The 22,745-nt window shown below is 34.6% G+C and carries 27 protein-coding genes; 15 read left to right on the top strand and 12 right to left on the bottom strand.

The window, feature by feature from the left end; genetic code table 11:
* Window positions 1–41: 41 nt before the first annotated feature.
* From AACP56_RS11040 to AACP56_RS11015, 6 genes are all read left to right on the top strand, one after another.
* Window positions 42–482 (top strand): SRPBCC family protein, encoded by a 441-nt coding sequence (locus tag AACP56_RS11040; RefSeq protein WP_339337676.1) that lies wholly within the window; start codon window positions 42–44, stop codon window positions 480–482.
* 9 nt (window positions 483–491) lie between these two features.
* Window positions 492–863 (top strand): hypothetical protein, encoded by a 372-nt coding sequence (locus tag AACP56_RS11035; RefSeq protein WP_339337677.1) that lies wholly within the window; start codon window positions 492–494, stop codon window positions 861–863.
* A 143-nt stretch (window positions 864–1,006) separates the two neighbouring features.
* Complete coding sequence (locus AACP56_RS11030) at window positions 1,007–1,594, top strand: Crp/Fnr family transcriptional regulator (protein ID WP_339337678.1); 588 nt, start codon at window positions 1,007–1,009, stop codon at window positions 1,592–1,594.
* Between the two features lie 72 nt (window positions 1,595–1,666).
* Window positions 1,667–2,095, top strand: a complete 429-nt coding sequence (locus AACP56_RS11025; protein WP_339337679.1) for a hypothetical protein — start codon at window positions 1,667–1,669, stop codon at window positions 2,093–2,095.
* 4 nt (window positions 2,096–2,099) lie between these two features.
* On the top strand, window positions 2,100–2,537 hold the full coding sequence (locus tag AACP56_RS11020) for a hypothetical protein (protein ID WP_339337680.1): 438 nt from the start codon (window positions 2,100–2,102) through the stop codon (window positions 2,535–2,537).
* Window positions 2,538–2,665: 128 nt separating this feature from the next.
* Window positions 2,666–3,769, top strand: a complete 1,104-nt coding sequence (locus AACP56_RS11015; protein ID WP_339337681.1) for a zinc-dependent alcohol dehydrogenase — start codon at window positions 2,666–2,668, stop codon at window positions 3,767–3,769.
* Window positions 3,770–3,867: 98 nt separating this feature from the next.
* Here AACP56_RS11015 and AACP56_RS11010 read toward each other — a convergent pair whose 3' ends face one another.
* On the bottom strand, window positions 3,868–4,293 hold the full coding sequence (locus tag AACP56_RS11010; protein ID WP_339337682.1) for a VOC family protein: 426 nt from the start codon (window positions 4,291–4,293) through the stop codon (window positions 3,868–3,870).
* Window positions 4,294–4,346: 53 nt separating this feature from the next.
* Window positions 4,347–5,186 (bottom strand): alpha/beta hydrolase, encoded by an 840-nt coding sequence (locus tag AACP56_RS11005; RefSeq protein WP_339337683.1) that lies wholly within the window; start codon window positions 5,184–5,186, stop codon window positions 4,347–4,349.
* Window positions 5,187–5,284: 98 nt separating this feature from the next.
* Between AACP56_RS11005 and AACP56_RS11000 the strand changes: the two genes are divergently transcribed.
* A complete protein-coding gene (locus tag AACP56_RS11000) occupies window positions 5,285–5,707 on the top strand; it encodes a winged helix-turn-helix transcriptional regulator (RefSeq protein ID WP_339337684.1) in 423 nt (140 codons plus the stop codon).
* Between the two features lie 25 nt (window positions 5,708–5,732).
* On the opposite strand, the gene AACP56_RS10995 is transcribed toward AACP56_RS11000, so the two are convergent.
* From AACP56_RS10995 to AACP56_RS10980, 4 genes are all read right to left on the bottom strand, one after another.
* Entirely contained in the window at window positions 5,733–6,317 is a 585-nt protein-coding gene (locus AACP56_RS10995; protein WP_339337685.1) for a hypothetical protein, read from the bottom strand.
* Between the two features lie 71 nt (window positions 6,318–6,388).
* Complete coding sequence (locus AACP56_RS10990; protein ID WP_339337686.1) at window positions 6,389–6,754, bottom strand: cupin domain-containing protein; 366 nt, start codon at window positions 6,752–6,754, stop codon at window positions 6,389–6,391.
* 17 nt (window positions 6,755–6,771) lie between these two features.
* The gene (locus AACP56_RS10985) at window positions 6,772–7,317 is read right to left on the bottom strand and encodes a hypothetical protein (protein ID WP_339337687.1); all 546 of its coding nucleotides are present in this window, start codon (window positions 7,315–7,317) and stop codon (window positions 6,772–6,774) included.
* Window positions 7,318–7,339: 22 nt separating this feature from the next.
* Window positions 7,340–8,848, bottom strand: a complete 1,509-nt coding sequence (locus tag AACP56_RS10980) for a helicase HerA-like domain-containing protein (protein WP_339337688.1) — start codon at window positions 8,846–8,848, stop codon at window positions 7,340–7,342.
* 56 nt (window positions 8,849–8,904) lie between these two features.
* On the opposite strand from AACP56_RS10980, the gene AACP56_RS10975 reads away from it, so the two are divergent.
* On the top strand, window positions 8,905–9,357 hold the full coding sequence (locus tag AACP56_RS10975) for a RidA family protein (RefSeq protein WP_339337689.1): 453 nt from the start codon (window positions 8,905–8,907) through the stop codon (window positions 9,355–9,357).
* A gap of 14 nt (window positions 9,358–9,371) precedes the next feature.
* Window positions 9,372–10,004 (top strand): 7-carboxy-7-deazaguanine synthase QueE, encoded by a 633-nt coding sequence (locus AACP56_RS10970; protein ID WP_339337690.1) that lies wholly within the window; start codon window positions 9,372–9,374, stop codon window positions 10,002–10,004.
* Window position 10,005: 1 nt separating this feature from the next.
* On the opposite strand, the gene AACP56_RS10965 is transcribed toward AACP56_RS10970, so the two are convergent.
* Both AACP56_RS10965 and AACP56_RS10960 read right to left on the bottom strand, forming a co-directional pair.
* Complete coding sequence (locus AACP56_RS10965) at window positions 10,006–10,932, bottom strand: hypothetical protein (protein WP_339337691.1); 927 nt, start codon at window positions 10,930–10,932, stop codon at window positions 10,006–10,008.
* Between the two features lie 45 nt (window positions 10,933–10,977).
* Window positions 10,978–11,712: a class I SAM-dependent methyltransferase gene (locus AACP56_RS10960; protein ID WP_339339946.1), complete on the bottom strand. Its 735-nt coding sequence runs from the start codon at window positions 11,710–11,712 to the stop codon at window positions 10,978–10,980.
* Window positions 11,713–11,732: 20 nt separating this feature from the next.
* Between AACP56_RS10960 and AACP56_RS10955 the strand changes: the two genes are divergently transcribed.
* The 3 genes from AACP56_RS10955 to AACP56_RS10945 are packed head-to-tail and all read left to right on the top strand — an operon-like array spanning window position 11,733 to window position 13,603.
* Window positions 11,733–12,257: a DUF2059 domain-containing protein gene (locus AACP56_RS10955; protein ID WP_339339944.1), complete on the top strand. Its 525-nt coding sequence runs from the start codon at window positions 11,733–11,735 to the stop codon at window positions 12,255–12,257.
* Window positions 12,254–12,748, top strand: a complete 495-nt coding sequence (locus tag AACP56_RS10950; RefSeq protein ID WP_339337947.1) for a YkgJ family cysteine cluster protein — start codon at window positions 12,254–12,256, stop codon at window positions 12,746–12,748. The genes AACP56_RS10955 and AACP56_RS10950 overlap by 4 nt, the downstream gene beginning before the upstream one ends.
* Before the next feature lie 21 nt (window positions 12,749–12,769).
* Window positions 12,770–13,603: a sterol desaturase family protein gene (locus AACP56_RS10945; RefSeq protein ID WP_339337949.1), complete on the top strand. Its 834-nt coding sequence runs from the start codon at window positions 12,770–12,772 to the stop codon at window positions 13,601–13,603.
* Here AACP56_RS10945 and AACP56_RS10940 read toward each other — a convergent pair.
* The gene (locus AACP56_RS10940) at window positions 13,594–14,820 is read right to left on the bottom strand and encodes an exo-beta-N-acetylmuramidase NamZ family protein (RefSeq protein WP_339337951.1); all 1,227 of its coding nucleotides are present in this window, start codon (window positions 14,818–14,820) and stop codon (window positions 13,594–13,596) included. The genes AACP56_RS10945 and AACP56_RS10940 overlap by 10 nt on opposite strands.
* A gap of 3 nt (window positions 14,821–14,823) precedes the next feature.
* Here AACP56_RS10940 and AACP56_RS10935 point away from each other — a divergent pair, with 3 nt between their 5' ends.
* The 3 genes from AACP56_RS10935 (at window position 14,824) to AACP56_RS10925 (ending at window position 17,918) form a co-directional block, all read left to right on the top strand.
* Entirely contained in the window at window positions 14,824–16,065 is a 1,242-nt protein-coding gene (locus tag AACP56_RS10935; RefSeq protein ID WP_339337953.1) for an ABC transporter permease, read from the top strand.
* Between the two features lie 84 nt (window positions 16,066–16,149).
* Window positions 16,150–17,130, top strand: coding sequence for a PLP-dependent cysteine synthase family protein (locus AACP56_RS10930; protein ID WP_339337955.1), 981 nt, complete (start codon window positions 16,150–16,152; stop codon window positions 17,128–17,130).
* Window positions 17,131–17,132: 2 nt separating this feature from the next.
* Window positions 17,133–17,918, top strand: a complete 786-nt coding sequence (locus tag AACP56_RS10925) for an aldose epimerase family protein (RefSeq protein WP_339337957.1) — start codon at window positions 17,133–17,135, stop codon at window positions 17,916–17,918.
* Between the two features lie 371 nt (window positions 17,919–18,289).
* On the opposite strand, the gene AACP56_RS10920 is transcribed toward AACP56_RS10925, so the two are convergent.
* The 3 genes from AACP56_RS10920 to AACP56_RS10910 all read right to left on the bottom strand — a co-directional run bounded on the left by AACP56_RS10920 (window position 18,290) and on the right by AACP56_RS10910 (window position 21,783).
* Window positions 18,290–19,075: a LytR/AlgR family response regulator transcription factor gene (locus tag AACP56_RS10920; RefSeq protein WP_339337959.1), complete on the bottom strand. Its 786-nt coding sequence runs from the start codon at window positions 19,073–19,075 to the stop codon at window positions 18,290–18,292.
* A 62-nt stretch (window positions 19,076–19,137) separates the two neighbouring features.
* A complete protein-coding gene (locus tag AACP56_RS10915) occupies window positions 19,138–20,520 on the bottom strand; it encodes an exonuclease domain-containing protein (protein ID WP_339337961.1) in 1,383 nt (460 codons plus the stop codon).
* 234 nt (window positions 20,521–20,754) lie between these two features.
* On the bottom strand, window positions 20,755–21,783 hold the full coding sequence (locus AACP56_RS10910; RefSeq protein ID WP_339338168.1) for a Fic family protein: 1,029 nt from the start codon (window positions 21,781–21,783) through the stop codon (window positions 20,755–20,757).
* Between the last annotated feature and the right edge of the window lie 962 nt (window positions 21,784–22,745).

The following is a 22,745-nucleotide window of genomic DNA, read 5'->3' as shown; positions in this document are numbered from 1 at the left end:
TTGTTTAAATGATTTTAGAGTTTTGCTATTAAAATCGCAAAATGACTTTATCAAACAAACAGACAAATTATCATTTTCAATACTCAATTTTAGTAAATAACTCGCAAGAGAAAGTTTGGAACTTTCTAACGAATGTTGATAGATGGAAAGAATGGGACACAGAACTTAAATCATCAACAGTTTCAGGAAATTTCAGTTTAGGTGTAAAGGGTATTCTAACACCAAAAAAAGGTCCAAAACTAAAATTTCATATTAGTGAATTAGAACCTAATAAATCCTACACTTTTGTAACCAAAATGCCAGTCGGGACATTAGAAATAAAACGAACTCTTGAGAAAAAAGATGACCTTATTGAATTTACAGATGATATAAAATTTACCGGATTTCTGAAAAAACTGTTCGGACTTATGCTTGGTGGTGGATTTAAATCAGTCTTACCAGAAGTAATGGAAAATTTTAAAGAAATTGTCGAAAAAGAATAAAATATGGAAATGATAGGATTAAGAATTATTTATGTACTAAATATCATTGTAGCTGGACAAATAGCAATTTCTGCACTTTCAAACCCAAAAAATTCAGCTTTAACGACATTTGGGAACGCATACCAACCAACAGAAGTAATTAGACTTGTAGGCTGTCTTTGGTTAGCTATTGCTATTTTGTCGATTCTAGGACTTTGGAAACCAGTCACTTTCTCGCCAGTACTTTTATTACAATTAATCTATAAAGGAACTTGGCTTTTTGTTGTCGCACTACCAGCATTTCGAAATGATATTCCTTTTCCAAAAGCTATGGCTCTATTTTTTGTTGTTTGGGTTTTGGCATTACCTTTTCTAATACCTTGGAGAGAATGGCTGAATTAAACTGCGGAAAAAGCCAGCAGGTTACAATGCTAAAAATAATAGCGGTTTTGGTGCTTAATCGAAATCGCTTTTTTATATTTAACGCTAGTGTTGAGTTCGAATAGTTAGTGATTTAAATCCGCTACTATTCTTATACTATACCATTGGCAGTCATATTGAAAAATCTTCTTTTAAATAGAATTAAACCATTAGGAAAGCTTTCTCAAGAAGAGGAAGAAGCATTTTTAGGTATTTTAAGTGAGGAATCCATTGGCAAAGGCGATTTGATTTTTAGGCCAGGCAAAATGGCGAATAAAATGTATTTCTTATTGAAGGGTGGACTACGTTCTTATTATATCAAAAACGGAGAGGAGATAACTGATTATTTCTTTTTTGAGGAATCGTTTGCAACAGATTACGTGTCCTACTTTGGGGATAAACCTACTGAATTTTATTTAGAGGCCTTAGAAGATACATTGGCAATTACGTACGACAGAGCAGAGATATGCAAAGTGGCCGAAAACTATCCAAGATTCCAAAAATTCTTAAGAATTCATTCAGAGATGGCATTTATAGAAATAGAACAGCGAATGCGCATTTTGCAGAACGAGACGCTTGAAACAAAATTTCAATATACTCTCTCACAATTTCCCTATCTGTTTCAAAGGGTGCCACAGCATCAGATAGCATCTTATCTTGGTGTGAAACCTGAAAGCCTCAGTCGAATAAAACAAAAAAAAACTACAGGCTAATTTTGAGAACTTAACATTTGTCAATGCTAAATTGTTAGTACACCTAGATATTTGTTGTATAAATTTTATACAATGAAACATATATCAAGAGTAATTTGCGGAATTGTCCTGCTAACGGTTCCAACAATAGAATTCGGTGGATATTTTTTGCTCAACGTGATTAGCGGAAATGAAGAGGGATTGGCCTTGACCAGTTTTCAAGAAGCTATGTTTAGAGCCGGTCATGCACATGCTGGAGTTCTGGTGATTCTAGCCCTAGTGGCCATTATTCTTTCCAACTATGCCAATTTGAATGATAAATTACTATGGATAGTGCGCATTGGTTTTCCGCTATCATCCATCTTAATTAGTGGTGGTTTTTTCGCTGCCGCTACTGGAAATCAACTTACCCAACCCAATGAGCTAATACTTATCCTATACATAGGAATTGTCATTTTGACTATTTCACTAATTCTTCTTGGTGTAGGACTCTTAAAAAAACTTCCATCTAACAAAATTTAACGTTATGAAAAATAAAAAGAACATTTTTAAAATAATGTATATAGTAAACATTCTAGGAGCTGGTGTTCCAGGGTTTTTAATTGTTTTTTTTCCAAGCTTTGCTGAACAGTATGTGCTATGGGCGGCCCAAGATTATGGAGTTATGACCATACTTGGAAGCATTTGGCTCGCCATTGGCCTGACATCAATCATCGGTATTTTTCTTCCTTATCAATTTCTTGGAATATTTATTATCCAATTGATTTACAAAACGCTATGGTTAACTACCTTCATCCTTCCCGCAGTATTTAAAAATGAACCTTTGCCGCCTGGAGCTACTATTTTGATCGGGATATTCATAGTACTCATTTTAGAGGTGTTATTATTTCTAAGACCGTCAGATTTCAAAAGTAACAATCATATTGAAATTAAAACTACCACCAACAAGGGCTCTAATTTATAGCTTCAATTCGTTAACTTGAAACTTTGAAACCATCAACGGCTGGATTTGCCACGGCTGGAAATCTAACGATTTCCAACACCGCCACAGATAATAGCCTAACCGTTAGGCACCATTATGAAATCACATAGATGAAACAATTAACATTCGTTAAAACCAAAACACTAAAATGGGAAGAAGTTGCTGAACCAAAAATTGAATTGGGTACAGATGCAATAGTAAGACCCTTTTTAGTGGCTAGATGCGATTTGGACGCAGCGTTTCTTCATAATGATATTTTTAAAAAATATAGTATCGGTAAGTTTTTAGGTTTAGTAGATAAAACTGTTCCAAGATTTACGCGCAAGGATATATTTAAAGGACCTTTCCCATTTGGACATGAGTGTATTGCTGAAATTGTCGAATTGGGCAAAGAGGTTAGCGGTTTTGAAATTGGACAAAAAGTGATAATTCCTTTTCAAATTTCTTGCGGAATCTGCCCTATTTGTGATTCTGGACTCACAAGCCAATGCGAAGTAACAGGAAGTTTCAATATGTATAGTGGAATAGGTAAACATGTATCTAACGGAGGAACAATGTCGGACTTATTGAAAGTGCCACATGCCAATAGTATGCTGATTCCGATACCTAATGGAATGAATTTGATAGGACTGGCCAGCGCTAGCGATAATTTACCTGACGCTTGGTCTAGAGTTGCACCATATCTACTGAATCGACCGAATAAAAGTGTTCTCGTAATTGGCGGTTCGGCAAAGAGTATTGGTTTATATGCTGCTGGATTTGCCGTAAAAATGACTAATGAGAGGGTCGATTACCTAGATTTGTCAACAGAGAGGATTGACATTGCTAACAAACTCGGTGCTAACGGAATTAAAAAAGATTTTCGTTTACATACAGGGAATTATGATTTGATTGTAAATTGTACCAACTCAACTAAAGCGATAAGATTAGCCGTTAAGTGGTTAAATCCTGGTGGTGCAATCACTTCTGCTAATATTTATTTTAATAAAAAAGTTAGTGTTCCTTTCTTTCAACTTTATGCGAAAAATATAAAGCTTGTAACAGGATTGGCAAATCCAATGGCTGATATTCCGGGAATGTTACAATTTATAAGAAATGAAAAATTACAGCCAGAATTGATAACTACACATATCGGCGATTGGGAAAGTGCAGATACAGAACTTTTAAAAAAAACAACCAAAGTTATGATTAAACGAAATCCAATAAAAGCATAGAAAGACGACATCTAACAATTCATAAAACGTTAATTACCAGCAAAATATGGCAATCCGTTTATGCAAGAACGTTCGAAAATCTTAACTCATACTAAAATTTATTTAGCAAAAAGCTGATTTAAATCCTTAAATGCCTTAAACTCCAATGCATTACCTGCTGGGTCTAAAAAGAACATTGTAGCTTGTTCCCCAACTTCGCCTTTAAATCTAACATAAGGTTCTATTACAAATTTTACCCCTTTAGATTTAAGTTCTTCGGCAAAGTATTCAAAAGTATCCCAAGGAAGTACCACACCATAATGAGGTACAGGTACATTTTTACCGTCAACAGCATTGGTATGTAATTCTTCTTTGGCCTTAGGTTTATAATGAATAACCAATTGATGTCCAAAAAGATTAAAGTCCACCCAATGGTCACTGCTACGACCTTCTTGACAATCTAAGACTTCTCTATAAAATTGCCTACACTCCTTAAGATTATGAACAGGTATGGCAATATGGAAAGGTGAAATAGTGGATGACATACAATCTTAATTTATTCAAACATAAAGCTACTGGATTGTATTGACTCTTACAATTAAGAAGTTAAAAATGTTACTATCTGATTGTTTACTTCTTCTTGGTGCATAGAATGTCCAAGGCCTTTTGTGGTAATTAATTTACTTCCTTTCCAATGCTCATGTACCCTAACAGAAGCTTCATACGGAACTTGTAAATCTTCCAAATCATGAAATAGCAATCCCCTTTTAGTATTGTTTTCAACAAAACGGGCGCTTGAAAATTCATGAAAGTGAAAGCCCAACCATTCTTTAAGCTCTTTATTTAAAGCCTTTTTTACTTTGTCATTAAATTTTAAGAGGCTTTGGTAATGCTCCATAAATTGTGAAAATTCACATGGAGAACCTATGGTTACAATCTTTTCCACTGATGATTTAGGGTTAATGTAATGATCATAAAGTGTGGTCATGCCACCTACGGAATGTGCAACAATATACTTGGGTTGATGTTTTTCCATGATGTATCTAGAAGATACTGCATATAGTGGAACATATAATCTATTTCCTGAGGAATAGCCATGACCTGGCGCATCAAAAGCTATTATATTATAGCCTTTTTCGTTTAGCTTTTGGATAAGATTTCTCCATCTAAACGTATTGCTCTCCCAACCATGCAATAACAATATGGTTTCACCATTCCCAGGCCAATTGTAAGTTTGCACTTTGTGCTCTCCAATAGTTTCAACACTTAGTTTTGCTGCATCTAAAAATTCTTTTTGAGTTGGTTTTACCCGTCCCTTTCTTATGGTACAAAAGACATCAAAGGCTTTTTTTGCTGTCCATTTGGGTCTAAAGAGCACCATTAGATTAAATAATTTTCCGTAGGCAAGAGGAACAATTTTGGTCAGCAGTTTTTTCATATTGGTTACTTTTAGTAACTTACTCTTTTATAGATACTAAAAATACACATTCCGTTTGTAAGAAAAAAGAAGTAACATAATCATAACCAAGTATAATTATGGAAACTATTGCTGAAAATCAAGAAGTTAGAATGGTAAAAAAACTAGAAAAAATGTTTGGGCACATAGATTATAAAAATCCGCCTGAACTTTGTCCGGTCAGGGATGTGATGTCCGTTGCTTCTGATCAATGGAGTACGTTAATTATACTTTGGCTAGGTTATTTTCCAACTTTACGATTTAATAAGTTAAAAAAGTACGTTTACGGTATTTCCAATAAAGTATTAAGCCAGCGTTTGAAAAATCTAGAAGCAGATGGTTATATCTCTAGAAAAGCTTACCCAGAAGTCCCTATTCGTGTAGAGTACCGTTTGACTGATTTTGGAAAACAGTATGTTGAAAAACTTCTTGAACTAACTGAATGGATGCAAAAAAATAGTCCTAAAGTATTAGCTAATCGAGAGAAATATGGATTGGTCTAACTCCATTTACAGGAGAAGCACTGGTTCATTCAGATGAAGGGATTTTGCCATTTGTACAATCTATTTTCCAAAAAGGGAATACCACAGATTCAGTAGTATCTACCCATTCACCAACCCATTTAAACCCTTTTTCGTTAATTGCAGAGAATGTAAGTCTAGAGAATCCGTCTGTGCCATTTGGAGCTTTTTGTTCTTTGTAAAGTACAATATCCCCATTATTGTTTTTAACACCTTTCCAAGCACTTAATTTAGGTGTAGGGGCAGCAGAACTGTAGTAATGGACATACCACTTTGTACTATCAGCTATAAATTGGCGTATACTTCCTGAATGTCTGCCATCTGCTTTAAGGGTTTCATCTTGTACGGCCATTCCGTTCATGATATATTTAAACCGCCATTTCATATCTACGGGTTCTGCCCAGGTTTGGTCAGGATTTCGGTTTTGAGACTTGCAATTACATTCCCCGATCAAAGGTGCAAAATCCAGTAATTCTTTTGGAGCTTTCGGATTAGGTAATCCAAAAGGATATTCTTGGGAGGGTTCAAATTTATATTGCCCCAATGAAAGCATGGGAATACATAAAACTAACAACAAATAATATGTTTTCATTTTGGTGGTTTACTACAAAGTATTAAAAACGGGGGATAGGGAACTAAGGATTAGCAATAAATTAACGAAGACTATTCTTCTCTATTTACGGTCTCTATTGTAAATGCCGGTAAGCAAATGGCTAAATATTCACATTCTTCTTTAAACGGATTAGAATATTGCACCCTGGTATTTTTTGAGATTTTAATAGATTCCCCTGCTTTTAAAATTACTTTTTCATTTCCAATATGAAACTGTTTCTTACCACTTATGATAAAGGTGAATTCATCAAATTCAGGAGTTTGAAATGGCTCGCTCCAGCCGGGTGGTGCTTTCATATGTGCAATGCTTACGGCATGCTCGCCATTGGTGGCCAAGCCAAAATGTTCGGCGATATATTTGCCATCATCTGTTGGAACAATAAAAGGCTTCTTTTGAATTTGATAGCTTTTGCCCATACTCTTATAATCAAAGATTAGTCCCAACCGATCATCAAGTACTTTATTTTGGCTTCATCAGGAATTTGAACAGCTTCAATATTGCTGGAACCAAACCTTAAGTTTCCTGGTAGTTCTTCTTTGTCTATGGTGAAATACAAATCACTTTCTTTTACAAAAACCACAATACTGTTTAAAGTGGTCACAATTTTTTTGATGGAGTAGTTATTCTGAATGTCCTTAAAAGTACTATTTAGCCCTATACCGTTTTCTGTGGTAAATCGTGAATCATAAACCCTAATATTTTCAATTGTAGGGATGCTATCATCACTTGGTGTTAGGGTCAAAAGATGTTTTCCACTTTTTTCAAATACTTTTACCTTTCTTTTAGAAGCTCCAATTTTTAGGTTGAAAGTATCTTTGACTATGGAATCATCAGCATAAATAAGCTCTAAATCTCTTGCTAAGCTTATCTTATCAAGTTTGCCTATACTCTCATTGGTTATTAAAAAAGTAGTGTCTTTTTCTTTACAAGAAGTGTAAAGAAGTATATAAAGACTAAAGATCATTAAATATTTTTTCATTAAAACTAGATTTGGGCTATTATTATCGAATCATTTTTTTCATTACACCCAATACGCCACGTATAAACGTTGCACTGGTTAGTACTTTCACAACAGGGTTCATCCTTGTACTTTTCCTTCTTGATGATGTTCTCCTTTTTGTAGGTTTGACCTTCTCTTTTTCTGCCTCTTTCTCAGCTTTTTCTATTTTTTCATTAAGAATTTCATATGCACTTTCCCTATCAATCTCCTCATTATATTTTTTAATAAGTTTAGATTGTTTTAAGGCATCCTTCAATTCAGAATCTGTAAGCACATCCATTCTACTCATTGGAGCTCTAAGCATAGTTGCAGCCAATGGGGTAGGGCGTCCTTTTTCATCCAAAGCGGAGATGAGTGCCTCTCCAATTCCTAATGAGGTCAATATTTCTTTGGTATCATAAAACTCAGAGTCGGGATAATTTTCTGCTGTTAGTTTTATTGCCTTTCTATCCTTAGCGGTGAAAGCTCTTAACGCATGTTGTACTTTAAGGCCCAGTTGTGCTAAAACATCGTCCGGTACGTCGGTAGGGTTTTGGGTAACAAAGTATAAGCCAATCCCTTTGGAGCGAATAAGTTTAACAATACTCTCAATCTGGTCCAATAATGCTTTTGAAGCTTCTTTGAAGATTAAATGGGCTTCATCAATAAATAGAATCAGTTCAGGTCTATCACTGTCACCTTGTTCAGGAAAAGTGGAGTAGATTTCTGCCAAAAGGCTTAACATAAATGTTGAGAAAAGTTTTGGTTTATCTTGGATGTCAGTTAGTCTAATAATATTAATATAACCTCTACCATTTTCGTCAATTCTTGTTAAATCATCGACATCAAAAGATTTTTCTCCAAAGAATAGATCTGCCCCTTGTTGTTCCAATTCAATAATCTTTCGAAGAATGGTTCCTGTGGAGCTAGTGGACATTCTTCCATATTCTTTTTGAAATTCTGCCTTCCCTTCCCCAGTAGCGTATTGCAGTACTTTTTTAAAATCCTTTAAATCTAGAAGTGGTAATTTATTATCGTCACAGTACTTAAAAACGACTGCTACGATACCTTCTTGCGTGACTGTCAAATCCAGTATCCTAGACAGGAGAATAGGACCAAACTCGGACACGGTAGCCCTTAAGCGAACCCCATCCTGTTCTGAAAGTGATAAAATTTCAACGGGGAAACCTTTAGCGTCAAACGGTAATCCAATTGCTTCATGTCGTTCATCAATTTTAGGATGACCTGGACTAGGTTGGGCAATACCGCTTAAATCCCCTTTTAAATCCATTAATAAAACAGGAATACCCTTGTCAGAAAGGTTTTCTGCAATTACTTGTAGTGTTTTTGTCTTGCCTGTACCAGTGGCACCAGCTATTAACCCATGCCTATTCAAGGTTTTTAAAGGGACTTTTACAAACGCTTTGTTTACGGTCTCACCATCCACCATTCCGGCCCCCATTGTGATGTAATCTCCTTTTGTGGTATACCCTTTTTCTATATGTGCAAAGAATTTTTCTTTGTTGCCCATCCGATTCAATTTCCGATAAAAATAGGGTAATTTTAACCAATTCTAAAAATCACATTATGAAACTTACACGCTCATTTCTTTTAATTCTGATAAGCTTTGGAACGTTCGTGAACTTGACTGCACAAGAAGATACCAAAATCATTTTTCACAAACCTGCTGATCCAAATAGGGCAAAAGCTCCATTTAGTGAAGTGGTACAAGCTGGGGACATGTATTTTTTGGCAGGGCAAATAGGGATGGATAGAACTGTGGGAAAATTGGCTGAAGGTGGTATACAAGGAGAAACGGAACAAGCTATAAAAAACATAAAGGCAGTTTTGGAACATCATGAACTAACACTGGACAATGTTGTAAAGTGTACGGTGATTTTGAGTGATATTAATGATTTTAAGGCCTTCAATGAAGTCTATGTAAAATATTTTACCAAAAAACCAGCAAGAACAACCTATGCTGCGGCTGGACTGGCAGTTGGAGCTAAGATTGAAATTGATGTAATTGCTGTGAAGTAACCTATCTTTGCATAATGGTTTTACAAGAGGCGATGGATTTGGTTGAAAAAGGGGAAATGCTCCCTTTAATGGAGGAATTTTATACAATACAGGGGGAAGGTTTTCATAAAGGTACTGCAGCATATTTTGTCCGTATAGGAGGCTGTGATGTGGGTTGCCACTGGTGCGATGTTAAAGAGAGTTGGAATGCCGAGACCCATCCACCGACAGGGATAGACCAAATTGTTTCCAACGCTGCTAAATATTCCGATACCATAGTTGTTACCGGAGGTGAGCCTCTTACTTGGAATATGTTGCCACTTACCTCGGCATTAAAAGAAAAGAATCTACAAATCCATATTGAAACTTCAGGGGCCTACGAACTAACGGGTATTTGGGACTGGATTTGTCTTTCTCCAAAAAAGAATAAGCTCCCTGTAGGAGAAATTTATGAAAGAGCCCACGAGTTGAAAGTTATTGTTTATAATAAGCATGACTTGATCTTTGCAGAAGAACAAGCTGCAAAAGTAAATGCCAATTGTATATTGTACCTACAACCTGAGTGGAGTGTACGAGAAAAGGTAACACCCCTTATTGTTGATTATGTAATGAAAAAACCTAACTGGAAAGTTTCGTTACAGACTCATAAATATTTGAATATCCCTTAGCTTAACCAGTAGTGTTTGGCCTACCACCGTTGGTTTCCAAATCCAATTGACATTCTGCATCTAAATCTGGAGCTGCCGCAGCACCTCTAGATACTGAATTTTCCATTTGTTTAACAAGACCTAAGCCATCTAATGTGCAAGAAGAGTGTAATCTACCCTCTTTTGTTGATGCTATACTTGACTTGTTAGTTGCACCAAACTCTAGTTGTGCTCTCATTAGACAAGGGTCAACGTTGCAATGGTTCTCTGCATCAACATCTTCATGGTCGTTAACCGCAGGTGAGCCTAGGTTCACTAAGCCTAATAAATGTCCAAATTCATGATTTAAGGTTGCGGTTTCGACATCAGCATTTGAAATTAAAACACTTCTACCTGCTAGGTTTCTAACTGTTTCTTCATAAATGACCATAGAAGTGTTTCTATATACTGCGCCTAAGGTTACCAAACCTTCGTCTAGGTCGTCTCCTTCTGATGGGGCATCAGCAAAATAAATATAAATACCTAATGTGGTGCCATCATTATATACTGTTCTATTTTCTATCTCTAAGTCAGCTATTTCTTGAAGGGTTAAATCCTCTTCATCTGGAGATTCCAAAGCTGTAAAAACTAATTCGATGTTCTCTTTAAAAGTAAACTGTTGCAAAAAAGCTTGAAATTCGTTCATTGCTTCATCTGTAGGCCTAAAGTTTCTTTGGCTTTGGACATATGCAATCTGTATACGTAGTCTATCGAAGTTTGTGTTTGCTAAAATATCATTAGCAGATGAACCAGTAGCTCGGAAATTTGCAGGAAACAACTGCTGTGGGTTTTCAGGAACTACACCTTGATTATCATCGGTCATAGGAGTAGTATCATCTGATGAGCTTTCAGAACATGCTAAAAAGACAATAAGGAATAGTGAAAGAAAGAATATTATTGATTTTTTCATAGCTTTTTATCTGTTATAATAGAAAACGCATATTTACGGTATCTATTATGATTTTACTGTAAGTCTGGCTAAATAGTCGAAATGTTTGCCCTCACTTACAAGTTCACAATTAAAATTATTAGCCTCGCAGGCATTCCTCAACGTGTTGTAATCTAAATACAGCCACCCAAAAGGGTTGCTTTTTCTATTCTTGTACTGCATTGTAAATTCTACTTCACCATAATAATTTACCCCCTCTGGAATCCAATACCCCCCATCTTCATCTTCATCATACATATATATGATATCGCTTGAATCTAATAAGAATTGACCAGAAGGCTTGAGAATGGATTTAAAGTATCTTAAATAACTGTCTAAATTCTCCAATTTTTCTACAATACCAATTCCATTCATTAATAACAATAGGGTATCAAATTCTATTCCAGAATAATCTAGGATGTTACTGTGCACTGTATTTTTGACGCCTCTAAGTTTACATGTCTCTACTGCTCCTAATGATATATCTAAGGCACAAACTTGATGCCCTTTTTCTTGAAGATATAAACTATGACTTCCAGCACCAGCTCCAATATCTAAAATACTTCCTTTACAAAGGTTTAATGCTTTTTGCTCTAATTGGGGCATGTTCTTGTAAGAACGAAAAAGGTAGGGTAGCGGAATTATATCTTCTTCATCCAAAGAAGAAAATGTTTTAATATCTTCTATATAATTTCCTTTTTGATAATCTAAAAGTGCCTCACCAAAAACATCCAAACCGTAATTATTTGTATTTTGAACCAAAGTTGCTCTTTTATTTGATTATGAAAACATTTAAGACAAATATTTTTGTAGTACTATTCTTTGGTACAATTTCATTGTTTTCGCAAAAAACAGAAATGGTTCTAAAAGTTTCAGAGTATTTACAAAGTAATGGGACTATAAAGCAATATAAAGATGCATATCTGGAGCTTTTGAATTTGATGGAAAAACAATTCCCAAAATCAGACAAGAATAGTGATGGTTGGTTGTATTTACAGCAAAATGAAACCAAAGCCTTGACTAATATTAATGAATTGTTGGTTCCAATTTATATTAAGCATTTTAATGAAGAAGATATTGATAAAATGCAAAGTTTTTATTTGGGCGATACAGGCCAACAATTGGTTCAAGACAGAAATAAATTAACAGATGCCCAACTAAAGGAGGTTGATACATTTTTTAGTTCAAAAATTGGCTCTAAGATTAAGACCAAACAACAAGTTCTTTCAGAAGAAATTGCTATGGTCTCAGAGTATTGGAGTAAAGATTTGTACCAAACAGCTGTTTTACTTTTAAAAGAAGAATGAAAGATATTTTAGAGCAACTACCTCAGAAGGCAGCGGAAAAACATTCAGATAACAAAAAATTCTTTTCCAAACTAAGAAAGAAGACACCAAAAAATTTAGACTATGTAATGCAAGAGCTTCATGAAGATGAGTTTGAGAAAACAGATTGTCTTACTTGTGCAAATTGTTGTAAAACCACTGGACCTCTTTTTACCAATGCCGACATAGAAAGAATTGCTAAGTTCTTTAGATTAAAGCCTTCTGAGTTTATCAGTAACTATTTAAAGCTGGATGAGGATAACGATTATGTTTTACAACAAGTACCATGTACTTTTCTGGGTGCGGACAATTATTGTTCAATCTACAATGTAAGACCAAAAGCCTGTAGAGAGTTTCCCCATACCAACAGGAAAAAATTTCAGCAAATCAGCAACATCACTCTAAAAAATGTAGCCATTTGCCCAGCAGCATTCAATATTGTAGAGGAAATGAAGAAGCGAATTAAAATATAGTGTTTTATTATATTTGAGTTAATGGAACAAGTAATAACCTATTTTGAAAATATTCCACCGTTGCACCGTAGCCTTATTTTGGTTGGTGGAATTACTTTTTTTTGGATTTTAGAGGGAATTGTTCCTCTTTTTAGTGTTAAGTACAAAAAATGGCGTCATGCTTTGCCCAACTTGTTTTTTACATTTACAACGATTATTGTCAACTTTCCATTGGCTTTCTTATTGTTAAAAACATCGGATTGGACGGTTGAAAATCAGTTTGGAATCATCAATTGGTTGCCAGAAATGCCTTTATGGCTATACGTGTTATTGGGAGTAGCCTTATTGGACTTAATAGGAGCTTACACGGCACATTTAGTAGAACATAAAGTAAAACCTCTGTGGATGGTGCATTTGGTTCATCATTCAGATCACAATGTAGATACTACAACTGCAAATAGACACCATCCTTTAGAGAGTTTAATTAGATACATTTTTACCTTACTAGGTGTTTTTTTGGTTGGAGCTCCTATTGGAATCATAATGTTATATCAAAGTCTTTCTGTAGTTTTATCGCAATTTAACCACGCCAATATAAGCTTGCCTAGAAAAGTGGACAATGCACTTAGTTGGCTAATTGTTTCACCAGATATGCATAAGGTGCACCATCATTTTGTGTTGCCGTATACTGATTCCAATTATGGAAATATTTTCTCTATATGGGACAGGTTATTTGGTACTTACATGAAGTTAGACCCGGACAAGATTACTTATGGTGTAGACACCTTCCCTGACGAAAAAGAGAACAGTAGTATTATGGGTTTATTAAAACAACCGTTTCATAAGTATCGAAAGCCAACCACTGGTCAATCATAAATTAAATATTTCAATCTAACTTTTTTAAACGCTTCTAAATCCTCTTCCCAAGTCACTTTAATCTCATTTTCAGAAAGACCAGCTTCAATCTGTTTTTGAAGTTTTTTGGTGCCTGCGTGTTTTGTAAAACCATCAGTATTAAAAAACTTGGATTTATCTGTACAATTTTGATAAGCTTTGATTAGCCATTTTAATGAAACCGAATTCATTTCGGGAGTATTGGACAAATCTTCACCAAAGCAGGTTTCCCCTTTTTCTTTTGGGTATTTTGAGCCAAAATTTGGTTGAGGTACATAGTTAAAATTATATGTTGTACTATCTAGAAATGAAGCACCATAACGCTGAAATTGAAACTCGGTACCACGACCTGCATTGATGTTGGTGCCTTCAAATAGCCCCAAACTAGGATATAAATTGATTGACTTGTCGTTAGGTAAATTTGGTGAAGGTCTTATGGGTAGCGAATATGAACTGTTATGATTCCAGTTTTCAAGCTTAATTACGGTTAAGTCAGCCTTTAATCCATCTTCCAACCATCCTTCTTCATTAATCATTTTGGCATATTCACCCATGGTCATCCCATAAACCAAGGGAATCTCATTCATTCCTAAAAAACTTTTGTGTTCATTTTCCATTGTAGGACCATCCACATAATGTCCGTTAGGGTTGGGCCTATCCAAAACCAAAACTGGGATATTGTTTTTTGCACAAGCTTCCATTACCAATTGTAATGTAGCGATGTAGGTGTAGAAGCGTACTCCAACATCTTGAATATCAAATAGTACTAAATCAATATCTTTTAACTGTTCAGCAGATGGCTTTTTATTTTTTCCATAAAGTGATATTATTGGTAATTGTGTTTTGGTATCTACCCCATCTTTAACCAATTCCCCAGCATCTGCTTTTCCACGAAACCCATGCTCGGGAGCAAAAACCTTTTTAATGTTAATATCCAAAGAAAGTAAAGAGTCCACTAAATGCGTATATCCTTTTTCTTTAAAAATTACAGAGGTTTGATTGGCAACAACCGCTATTTTTTTGTTTTTTACTTTAGGCAAGTAGGTTTCTACCCTATTGGCAGCAACAACAATTTCTTGCTTTTTTGGAATGGCAAGGTTTGATTCTTCAGCTGTTATTTTCTCTTTTTTTTGTGCACAAGAGGAGAAAAGGATAAACAACAATAAAAATGTACTTTTGAATCCAGAAAAAATGGGCATCCGTTGAATTTAGAATTATTTATAGCCAAGCGCCTGATAACAGGGAAGGAACATAAAATTAGCATTTCCGCCCCGATAATAAAAATTGCCATCGCTGCTATTGCAATTGGCGTTGTTATGATGTTGATTGCCATTGCTTCTACTGCAGGACTTCAATTAAAAATCAGGGAAAAGGTTTCTGCGTTTAATGGTCATATTCAAATTTATAATTATGACAATAATAGCTCGGATATTTCTGTAGTTCCAGTTTCTATAGAACAAGATTTTTATCCGGAGTTCAAAAGTATTGACGGTATTTCACATGTTCAAGCTGTTGCGACAAAAGGAGGAATTATAAGAACCGAGGATACTTTTGAGGGGATGTTGGCAAAAGGAGTGGGTAAAGATTACAACTGGACAACTTTTGAGGAGTATCTAATTAAAGGGAGATTACCAGACTTTTCATCAGAACTTAATAACGAGGTCCTAATCTCTAGAATTAAAGCAAACCTATTAAATCTAAAAGTCGGAGATTCTTTTTTTGCAATTTTCTTAAAAGATAATGATGCTTCCAAACCTCCAAACAATCGAAAATTTGAGATTGTTGGAATTTACGATAGTGGATTTGAAGAATTGGATAGGGATAATATTTTTATTGATATCCGCCATATTCAACGGATGAACAAATGGTCTGCTAATGAGATAGGTAATTTTGAGATTTTTTTAGAGGATTTTGACCAAATTGAAGAAAAAAGTGATGAGATTTATGGAGCTGTAGTGTCTAACTTGGACACTCAAAATATAAAGCGGAAATACTACAAAATCTTTGAATGGATTGGTCTTTTCGACTTTAATACTGCCCTAATAATTGGCATTATGATTATTGTCGGGGGCATCAATATGATTACGGCATTATTGGTTTTAATTTTGGAACGTACCCAAATGATAGGGCTTTTAAAAGCGCTAGGTGCCGCTAATTGGAGTGTTAGAAAAGTTTTTCTCTATAATGCAGCATACTTGATTTCCCTTGGATTATTTTGGGGTAACCTTATTGGTTTAGGAATCATCTTTTTACAGCAAAAATTCCGTTTTCTTAAATTCCCAAATCCCGAAGAATATTATATGGAATATATTCCAATGGATATAAGTTTAACCACCATTTTTGCTCTTAACATTGGTGTTATGCTATTATGTCTTATTATGCTTTTGATTCCGTCTTATGCTATTACAAGAATATCTCCCGTAAAAGCTATAAAATTTGAATAGCTTAAAAAAATTTGAATTCAAAGCTCACAATCGTCCCTTAAACTTTTCTGATTACTTGGTCAAAAAGCTACCTTTGCGGCAATTATGGACTACGCAGAGAATATACTTGAAACTATTGGCCAAACTCCCTTGGTAAAGCTGAACAGATTAACAGCTGAACTACCATGTTTGGTGTTGGCAAAATATGAAACTTTTAACCCAGGAAATTCTGTTAAGGACAGAATGGCACTTCAAATGGTGGAGGATGCAGAAGCTGCAGGTATTTTAAAGCCGGGAGGAACTATTATTGAAGGGACTTCAGGTAATACAGGTATGGGTTTGGCTTTAGCCGCTGTAGTTAAAGGCTATAAAATGATTTGTGTTATCAGCGATAAGCAGTCCAAAGAGAAAATAGATATTCTAAAAGCTGTTGGTAGTGAAGTACATGTTTGCCCAACCGATGTAGCTCCGGAAGACCCACGCAGTTATTACTCTACTGCAAAAAGATTGTCAGAAGAGATTCCTAATTCTTGGTATGTTAACCAATATGATAATCCATCTAATTGCAAGGCACATTTTTTAAGTACTGGACCAGAAATATGGGAACAAACTAAGGGTAGGGTAACGCATTTTGTGGTTGGTGTTGGTACTGGAGGAACCATATCTGGAGTGGGTTCTTATCTTAAAATGAAGAATCCAAATGTTAAAATTTGGGGTATTGACACCTATGGTTCCGTCTTTAAAAAATATCATGAGACAGGTGTTTTTGATGAAAATGAAATCTATCCTTACGTTACAGAAGGTATCGGGGAAGACATTCTCCCCTTAAATGTTAATTTTAGTATTATTGATGGCTTTACAAAAGTAACTGATAAAGATGCTGCGGTCTATACTCAAAAATTAGCAAAAGAAGAAGGGATGTTTTTGGGCAATTCTGCTGGAGCAGCAATAAAAGGCTTGTTACAACTTAAAGAACACTTTTCAAAAGACGACGTTGTAGTTGTGTTATTCCATGATCATGGAAGCCGTTATGTAGGCAAAATGTTTAATGATGATTGGATGCGCGAAAAGGGTTATATAGATTAAAATTGGAAAAGATCATAAATCTCAAACATAAAAATCAAATCGTAAAGATTGATGCTGGTGAGTTAGTCGGTTACAACGTAAATGGGCATGAATTCATACATCAAAAAGGGAGTCCAGGGTGGAGTTCTTCAGATACAGAGATGTTTCCCATTATTGGGCCAGTAAGTGAGTCCAGATTCCAAGTTGAAACACCAAGAGGGAACGCAATTCAGGACCAGCACGGACATTTGAGACAAATGGAATATAATTTGGTGTCGAGTGATACTATCAGTGCGATATACAATAAAGTGTATGAAGCTGGAACTCCAATTAAAAATTCCAAGTTCCCTAAGAAATCGACTGAAGAGTGGATGAATTGGCCCTACAGTTTTGAATTTGAAAAGTCATTTAAATTAGACGATGACGGATTAGAGATACAGTTTGTGATTTCAGGAGATAAAGAAATGCCGTTTATGTTGGGTTACCATCCGGCGTTCAAGCTTTATACAGATAAGCCAACAGTGGATACTGGTTCAAAACAAATATCCCTATTGGAAGTTTTAGCGGTTGGTAGTAGAGCTTTACAAGTTTCAGATTGTGAATCTATTACTTTAAAAGACGAAAAAGAGCTTACCATAAAAACAGAGGGTTTTGGGCATTTTATGTGCTGGACAGAGGTTGCTAATATGGTCTGTATTGAACCCATTTCATTCTATCCCTACGCTGTCTCTCAAGAAAATTTACATGCTGGTTTTCAACTACTGGAAGATAAAGTGAGCTTTAAGGTTTTTCTCTTGCCAAAAATGTAAGCTACATTTGTTAAAAAAATCACAATTTTTTTAACATTTCCACCGTTATATTCACTAACTTAGTAGTAATATATTACTAAGATAATTAATGTTTAAAGATTTTATTGAGCGAGTAGGAATCATGAATTGTGTCCTGCTTTTAGTGGTAATTTCTATTATCATTGTCTCGGAAGTACTTTTCCTTAGTGGAAAAAAGATAGATGCAATATTTATTGCATTTTGGGCACCAACCATACTAGGTTTTATGAATTACCTAAAATATAAGGAGTAGTGGATTTTATATTGGTTTATTCCATTATCGTAGCGACCATATTTTTGATTTGGTTACTTTTTATCGCTAAAATGTATAGGAGGATGAAAAAATAATTTGTTCAAGATATTCCTTTGAGCCAAACTTTAAATCCTTTAGCTCTGTTTCTACTTACTATTAAATCAAAAGGCATTTTCTTCTGCATCATAATTTTAAGCCGATTATTAAAATAATCTTCAACAGAATGTAAATAATTAATATTGATGCACATTTTTCGATTTATCCTAAAGTAGTATTTTGGATTCATCAGTTTTTCTAAACGCTCCACAGTGTAGTCGATTATATGTTCACTGCCATTTTTTTCAATTAACCTAGTGTCACCTTCATTAGAGTAAAAACAAACAACATCATCTGTATGAACCAGCTTTAATTTATTGGCCTTCCTAACCAAAAACCTCTCTTTGTATTCGGTCGGCGCAATAGTTTCCATCATTTTATCCATTCTTTCAAAATGGCTATTGTCCTCTATTTTTTTTAGTGACAGGTATTTTTTTAAGGCAATTTCAACATCGTCTTTATTTACAGGCTTCAGGAGATAATCAATGCTATTATACTTAAAGGCCTTTAAGGCATAAGAATCAAATGTGGTACAAAAAACTATTGGTTTTTCAATGGTGACTTCATTCAAGAGTTTAAAGCAATCTCCATCTTCCAAATGAATATCCATGAACACCAAATCATAATCCTTATTGGAGGTGAAAAAAGCAGTTGCGTCTGTAGTTCTTGCAATTTCTGCGACAACTTGGTAATCTATACCAATATCGTTTATTTGCTTTTTTAGATATGTTGAGGAAATAGGTTCATCTTCAACAATCACTAATTTTATGGGGTCTAAAGTATTGTTCACAATCAAAATCTATCTATAAGTTACGCCTTTGTTTTTAAACAAACGCATATTTTTTAAAATAACTAGCTGAATGGAGCGATAGATTGAGCGTTTAAATTGTTTATTTGGTTTTTTAAAGCGTTTTTAATTATGCTCTCTGTCTCAGAATTATGTTTTTGGGGTATAACAAATGCCTCTAAAGATTCAAAAGAAGAGATTTCTATGTCATTTTCTACAAATCCGTAGCCTAAATATATTCCATCTTTAATCAGTACAAATGCTTTTTCATTCAGATGTCTGCCCTTTCTTTCGAGAATGATATTCTCCGTACTCTTTTTTACACTCGTAATTGCGTTTTTCACTTTTAGATTGTAATCGGAAATAGCTTCTTTATCACAACAGACCCCATCACATTTTAAAATTTCATAGTGAGAGCAAGGACCATTTGTATTTTGTAAATGGCAATATTTTGGGCATAACAAAAATGCTTTGCATATTTCTTCAAGATATGCTCTGCAGTCAGTTTTGTTATTTAAGACCAGTATCGGATTAAAACTATTTTTTAAGGTGTTGTATGCTAAATGAAGAACACCACTTCTATCCTCGTAACTAAAGATTGCATATTGTGTAGAATTTCTTTTCTGAGCTCTGTTATACTTGGGAAAGTGAGTTTTAATTGCGGCAGACTCCATTAAAAGAGCAATAAGTTCGCTTCCGGAAAGTTCATAATCCACTTTACTGATCTCATTACATAAAAGTAACTCATGATTGTTTTTAGTGTAAAAATGTCCTAATACTCTTTTTTTAATGTTGATAGCCTTACCTATATAGATAATCTTACTAGAACTATTTTTAAAATAATAGATTCCAGGTTTAGTGGGCAATTCATCAATATTCTTTCTAGAAACTAAAGGAGGTAGTGTTGCTTCTTGACTCCTAGCGTTTAAAAAGTTTGCGATAGTAGCTTCTGAGTTTTCAGTTTGGAGTAATTTTTTAAATAAGAGTACTGTTGCATGTGCATCTCCTCTTGCTCTATGTCTATTCTTTAGGGGAATGCCGATAGAAGAGCATAGTTTGCCAAGACTATATGATCTAAAACCTGGAATTAATTTTCTTGAAAGCCTTACCGTACATAACTTTTTTCTAGTGAAGTCGATTCCAAGGAGTCTAAATTCCTCTTTGATAACACCATAATCAAAGTTTACAGCGTGCGCCACAAAAATACAGTTTTTGGTAATTTCAAGGACTTTTTGCGCAATCTCACTAAAAGTAGGTGCTTTAGCAACCATTTGGTCATCAATCCCAGTAAGACCAGTTATAAAGTAAGGGATAGCACATTCGGGATTTACCAGACTGGTAAATTCATCTATTATTTGGTTGCCATTATATTTGAAAATAGCAATTTCGGTAATCTTGTTTCCTTTAATACCGTTGCCCGTGGTCTCAATATCAATAATAGTGTACACCCAATAAAATTAAGGAATAATATAATTGTGGAGCCGGGGAGACACGAACCTAATCCTCAAATACCTACAAATAGGGCGTTTCGAAGGGGTTGAATTTTATGCTCACCGAATAGGTGACTTTCTATTTGAAACTTCCATATTGGTGTCTTTTTTGGATGTAAATAGCAGTAAATACTACAATCTAAGTATTATAAAAAAATGAAGACGTAACATAAAAATCCTTATTCTCATAATTTATCTTTCTGTCAATAAATCAAAGAGTGGCCTATTGATATAGTAGTTCGCTGTCCCTATTCGTTTTTTTTCTAGTAATCCGTCATCAGCTAACTTATTAAGGTAGTTTGCTGCGGTTAATCTAGAAACTGAAAGGTCATTTACTACAAATTCAATTTTTGTATACGGATGTTTGAATAAGTTATTTAGTAAATCTTGACTGTAAAATTTATAGTTTGTTCTCAATTTGTTCTTATAGTCAGTCATTAAACTTTTAATTTCCACAATCAATTTAATGGTGTCTTTAGATGTTTGTTCTACTCCCTTTATCATAAAAAGTAACCATTCCTCCCAATTATTTTTATCTCTTACTTCTTGAAGCAACCTATAGTAATCTGGTTTATGCTGAATGATATAGCTACTTAAATATAGAATTGGTAAGGTCTGCAATTTGTTGAGAATAAGATAAAGTATGTTCATGATTCTACCTGTCCGACCATTACCATCATAAAATGGATGGATACTCTCAAACTGAAAGTGTATGATAGCCATTTTTACGATAGGGTCATAATCACTTAAATTATTGTCATTGATAAATTGCTCAAGGTTCTTCATGAGCCTTTGAATATCGGTTAAGTTTTGAGGTGGGGTATATATCGTTTTTCCCGTTGTACTATTTTTAAGTGCAGTACCTGGTAATTTGCGAAATCCAGCATTGTTTTTTTCCAATACTTCCTGTATCTCCAATATTACCCTATTGTTTAAGACTCCTTTTTTAGAAGTCAAAGCAAATCCATGTTTTAATGCCTCAATATAGTTTTGTACTTCTTTTGCATCAAGAGACCTAAAGACATCTAAATTTAATTCTGATTTGTAAAGGTCATCATGAGTAGTAATAATATTCTCTATTGCAGAACTATCCTTTGCCTCTTGTAGCCCCAAAGTATTGATTAATATTGTTTGATTTGGAATAGTAGCTGCAAGTCCTTTGAGCTCAGCCAGAGCAGCATGAGCAGCTGGCAAACTTTTTAATACAGCTTTACTTTCCATATCAATGGATAATGGTAACTCCGATAAGTTATATCCGTTCTCTTGAGACACTATGTATAGATTTTTTAATTTTCTATACAAAGATAATTCTTTATGTATAGAAAATCGACTTTTCTTTACATAATAAAAACGATATGTATAGATTTCACCCCTTCTTATACTAAAGATGGCGTAATTAGAATATCGTGAATTGGGTTAAGATCATGCACAAACTCCACCCATTGCCCTCCATTCCATTTCGGACAAAGCGTATCGTTTAAAAAGTCTTGAACACCATCCATTTTAAGAAAAATAAAATGAATGAAGTTCGCCTCACCTTTTAAGCAAAGATGAATTTCATTAGTAAATCTATCACATTTAAGGCTAATTGCTTTAATTTGGTATCGTTTACAGGCGGACAGCGTTTACAATTTTTGTCCTGCCAGCAGGACGACGAATGTAAAGCAAGAGGGTAACACGCTAAAGCGATGTTACGTATTTTAATTTACTGATATTCAATAATTTATATAGATTTAGAAAATGTATATTTTAGTAAAATTGGGTCAAATAGGCTGGAAACCCCTGTAAACATTGGAAAAATTTGACCCAAATTAATTTTGACCTCATAATCTATACTATTCAAATATCTGAAAATCAATCAACTAAAGGTATCGTACATTTTAGTTTTTTAGTAATTTGCGACAAACGGTCTAGTAAACCCAGTAAACACTTACAGGTTTTGTCGCAAAAAATAATATTTGAGGTTAATTTTTGAAATTTAAAGAACATTTTTTATTGGATAATCTTTAAAGGGTTTTATTGCTAATTGGTATACTAGAATCTAAATTTAATAGCAGCAAGTGCGCCCTATTTCGATTTTATTTACGCTTATCTTCCCGAACGCTATAAAATTGAAACAGGATTCACGCGCAAAGTTTAAGGGTAAGGATTTGGGGACTATTCCTTTTATATAATATAATTAG

Origin of the sequence: Croceitalea sp. MTPC6, from assembly GCF_036985525.1 — a bacterium.
Lineage (GTDB): Bacteria > Bacteroidota > Bacteroidia > Flavobacteriales > Flavobacteriaceae > Croceitalea.
The sequence above is the reverse complement of the archived record's forward strand: the minus strand, read 5'-3'. Positions and strand labels throughout refer to the sequence as shown.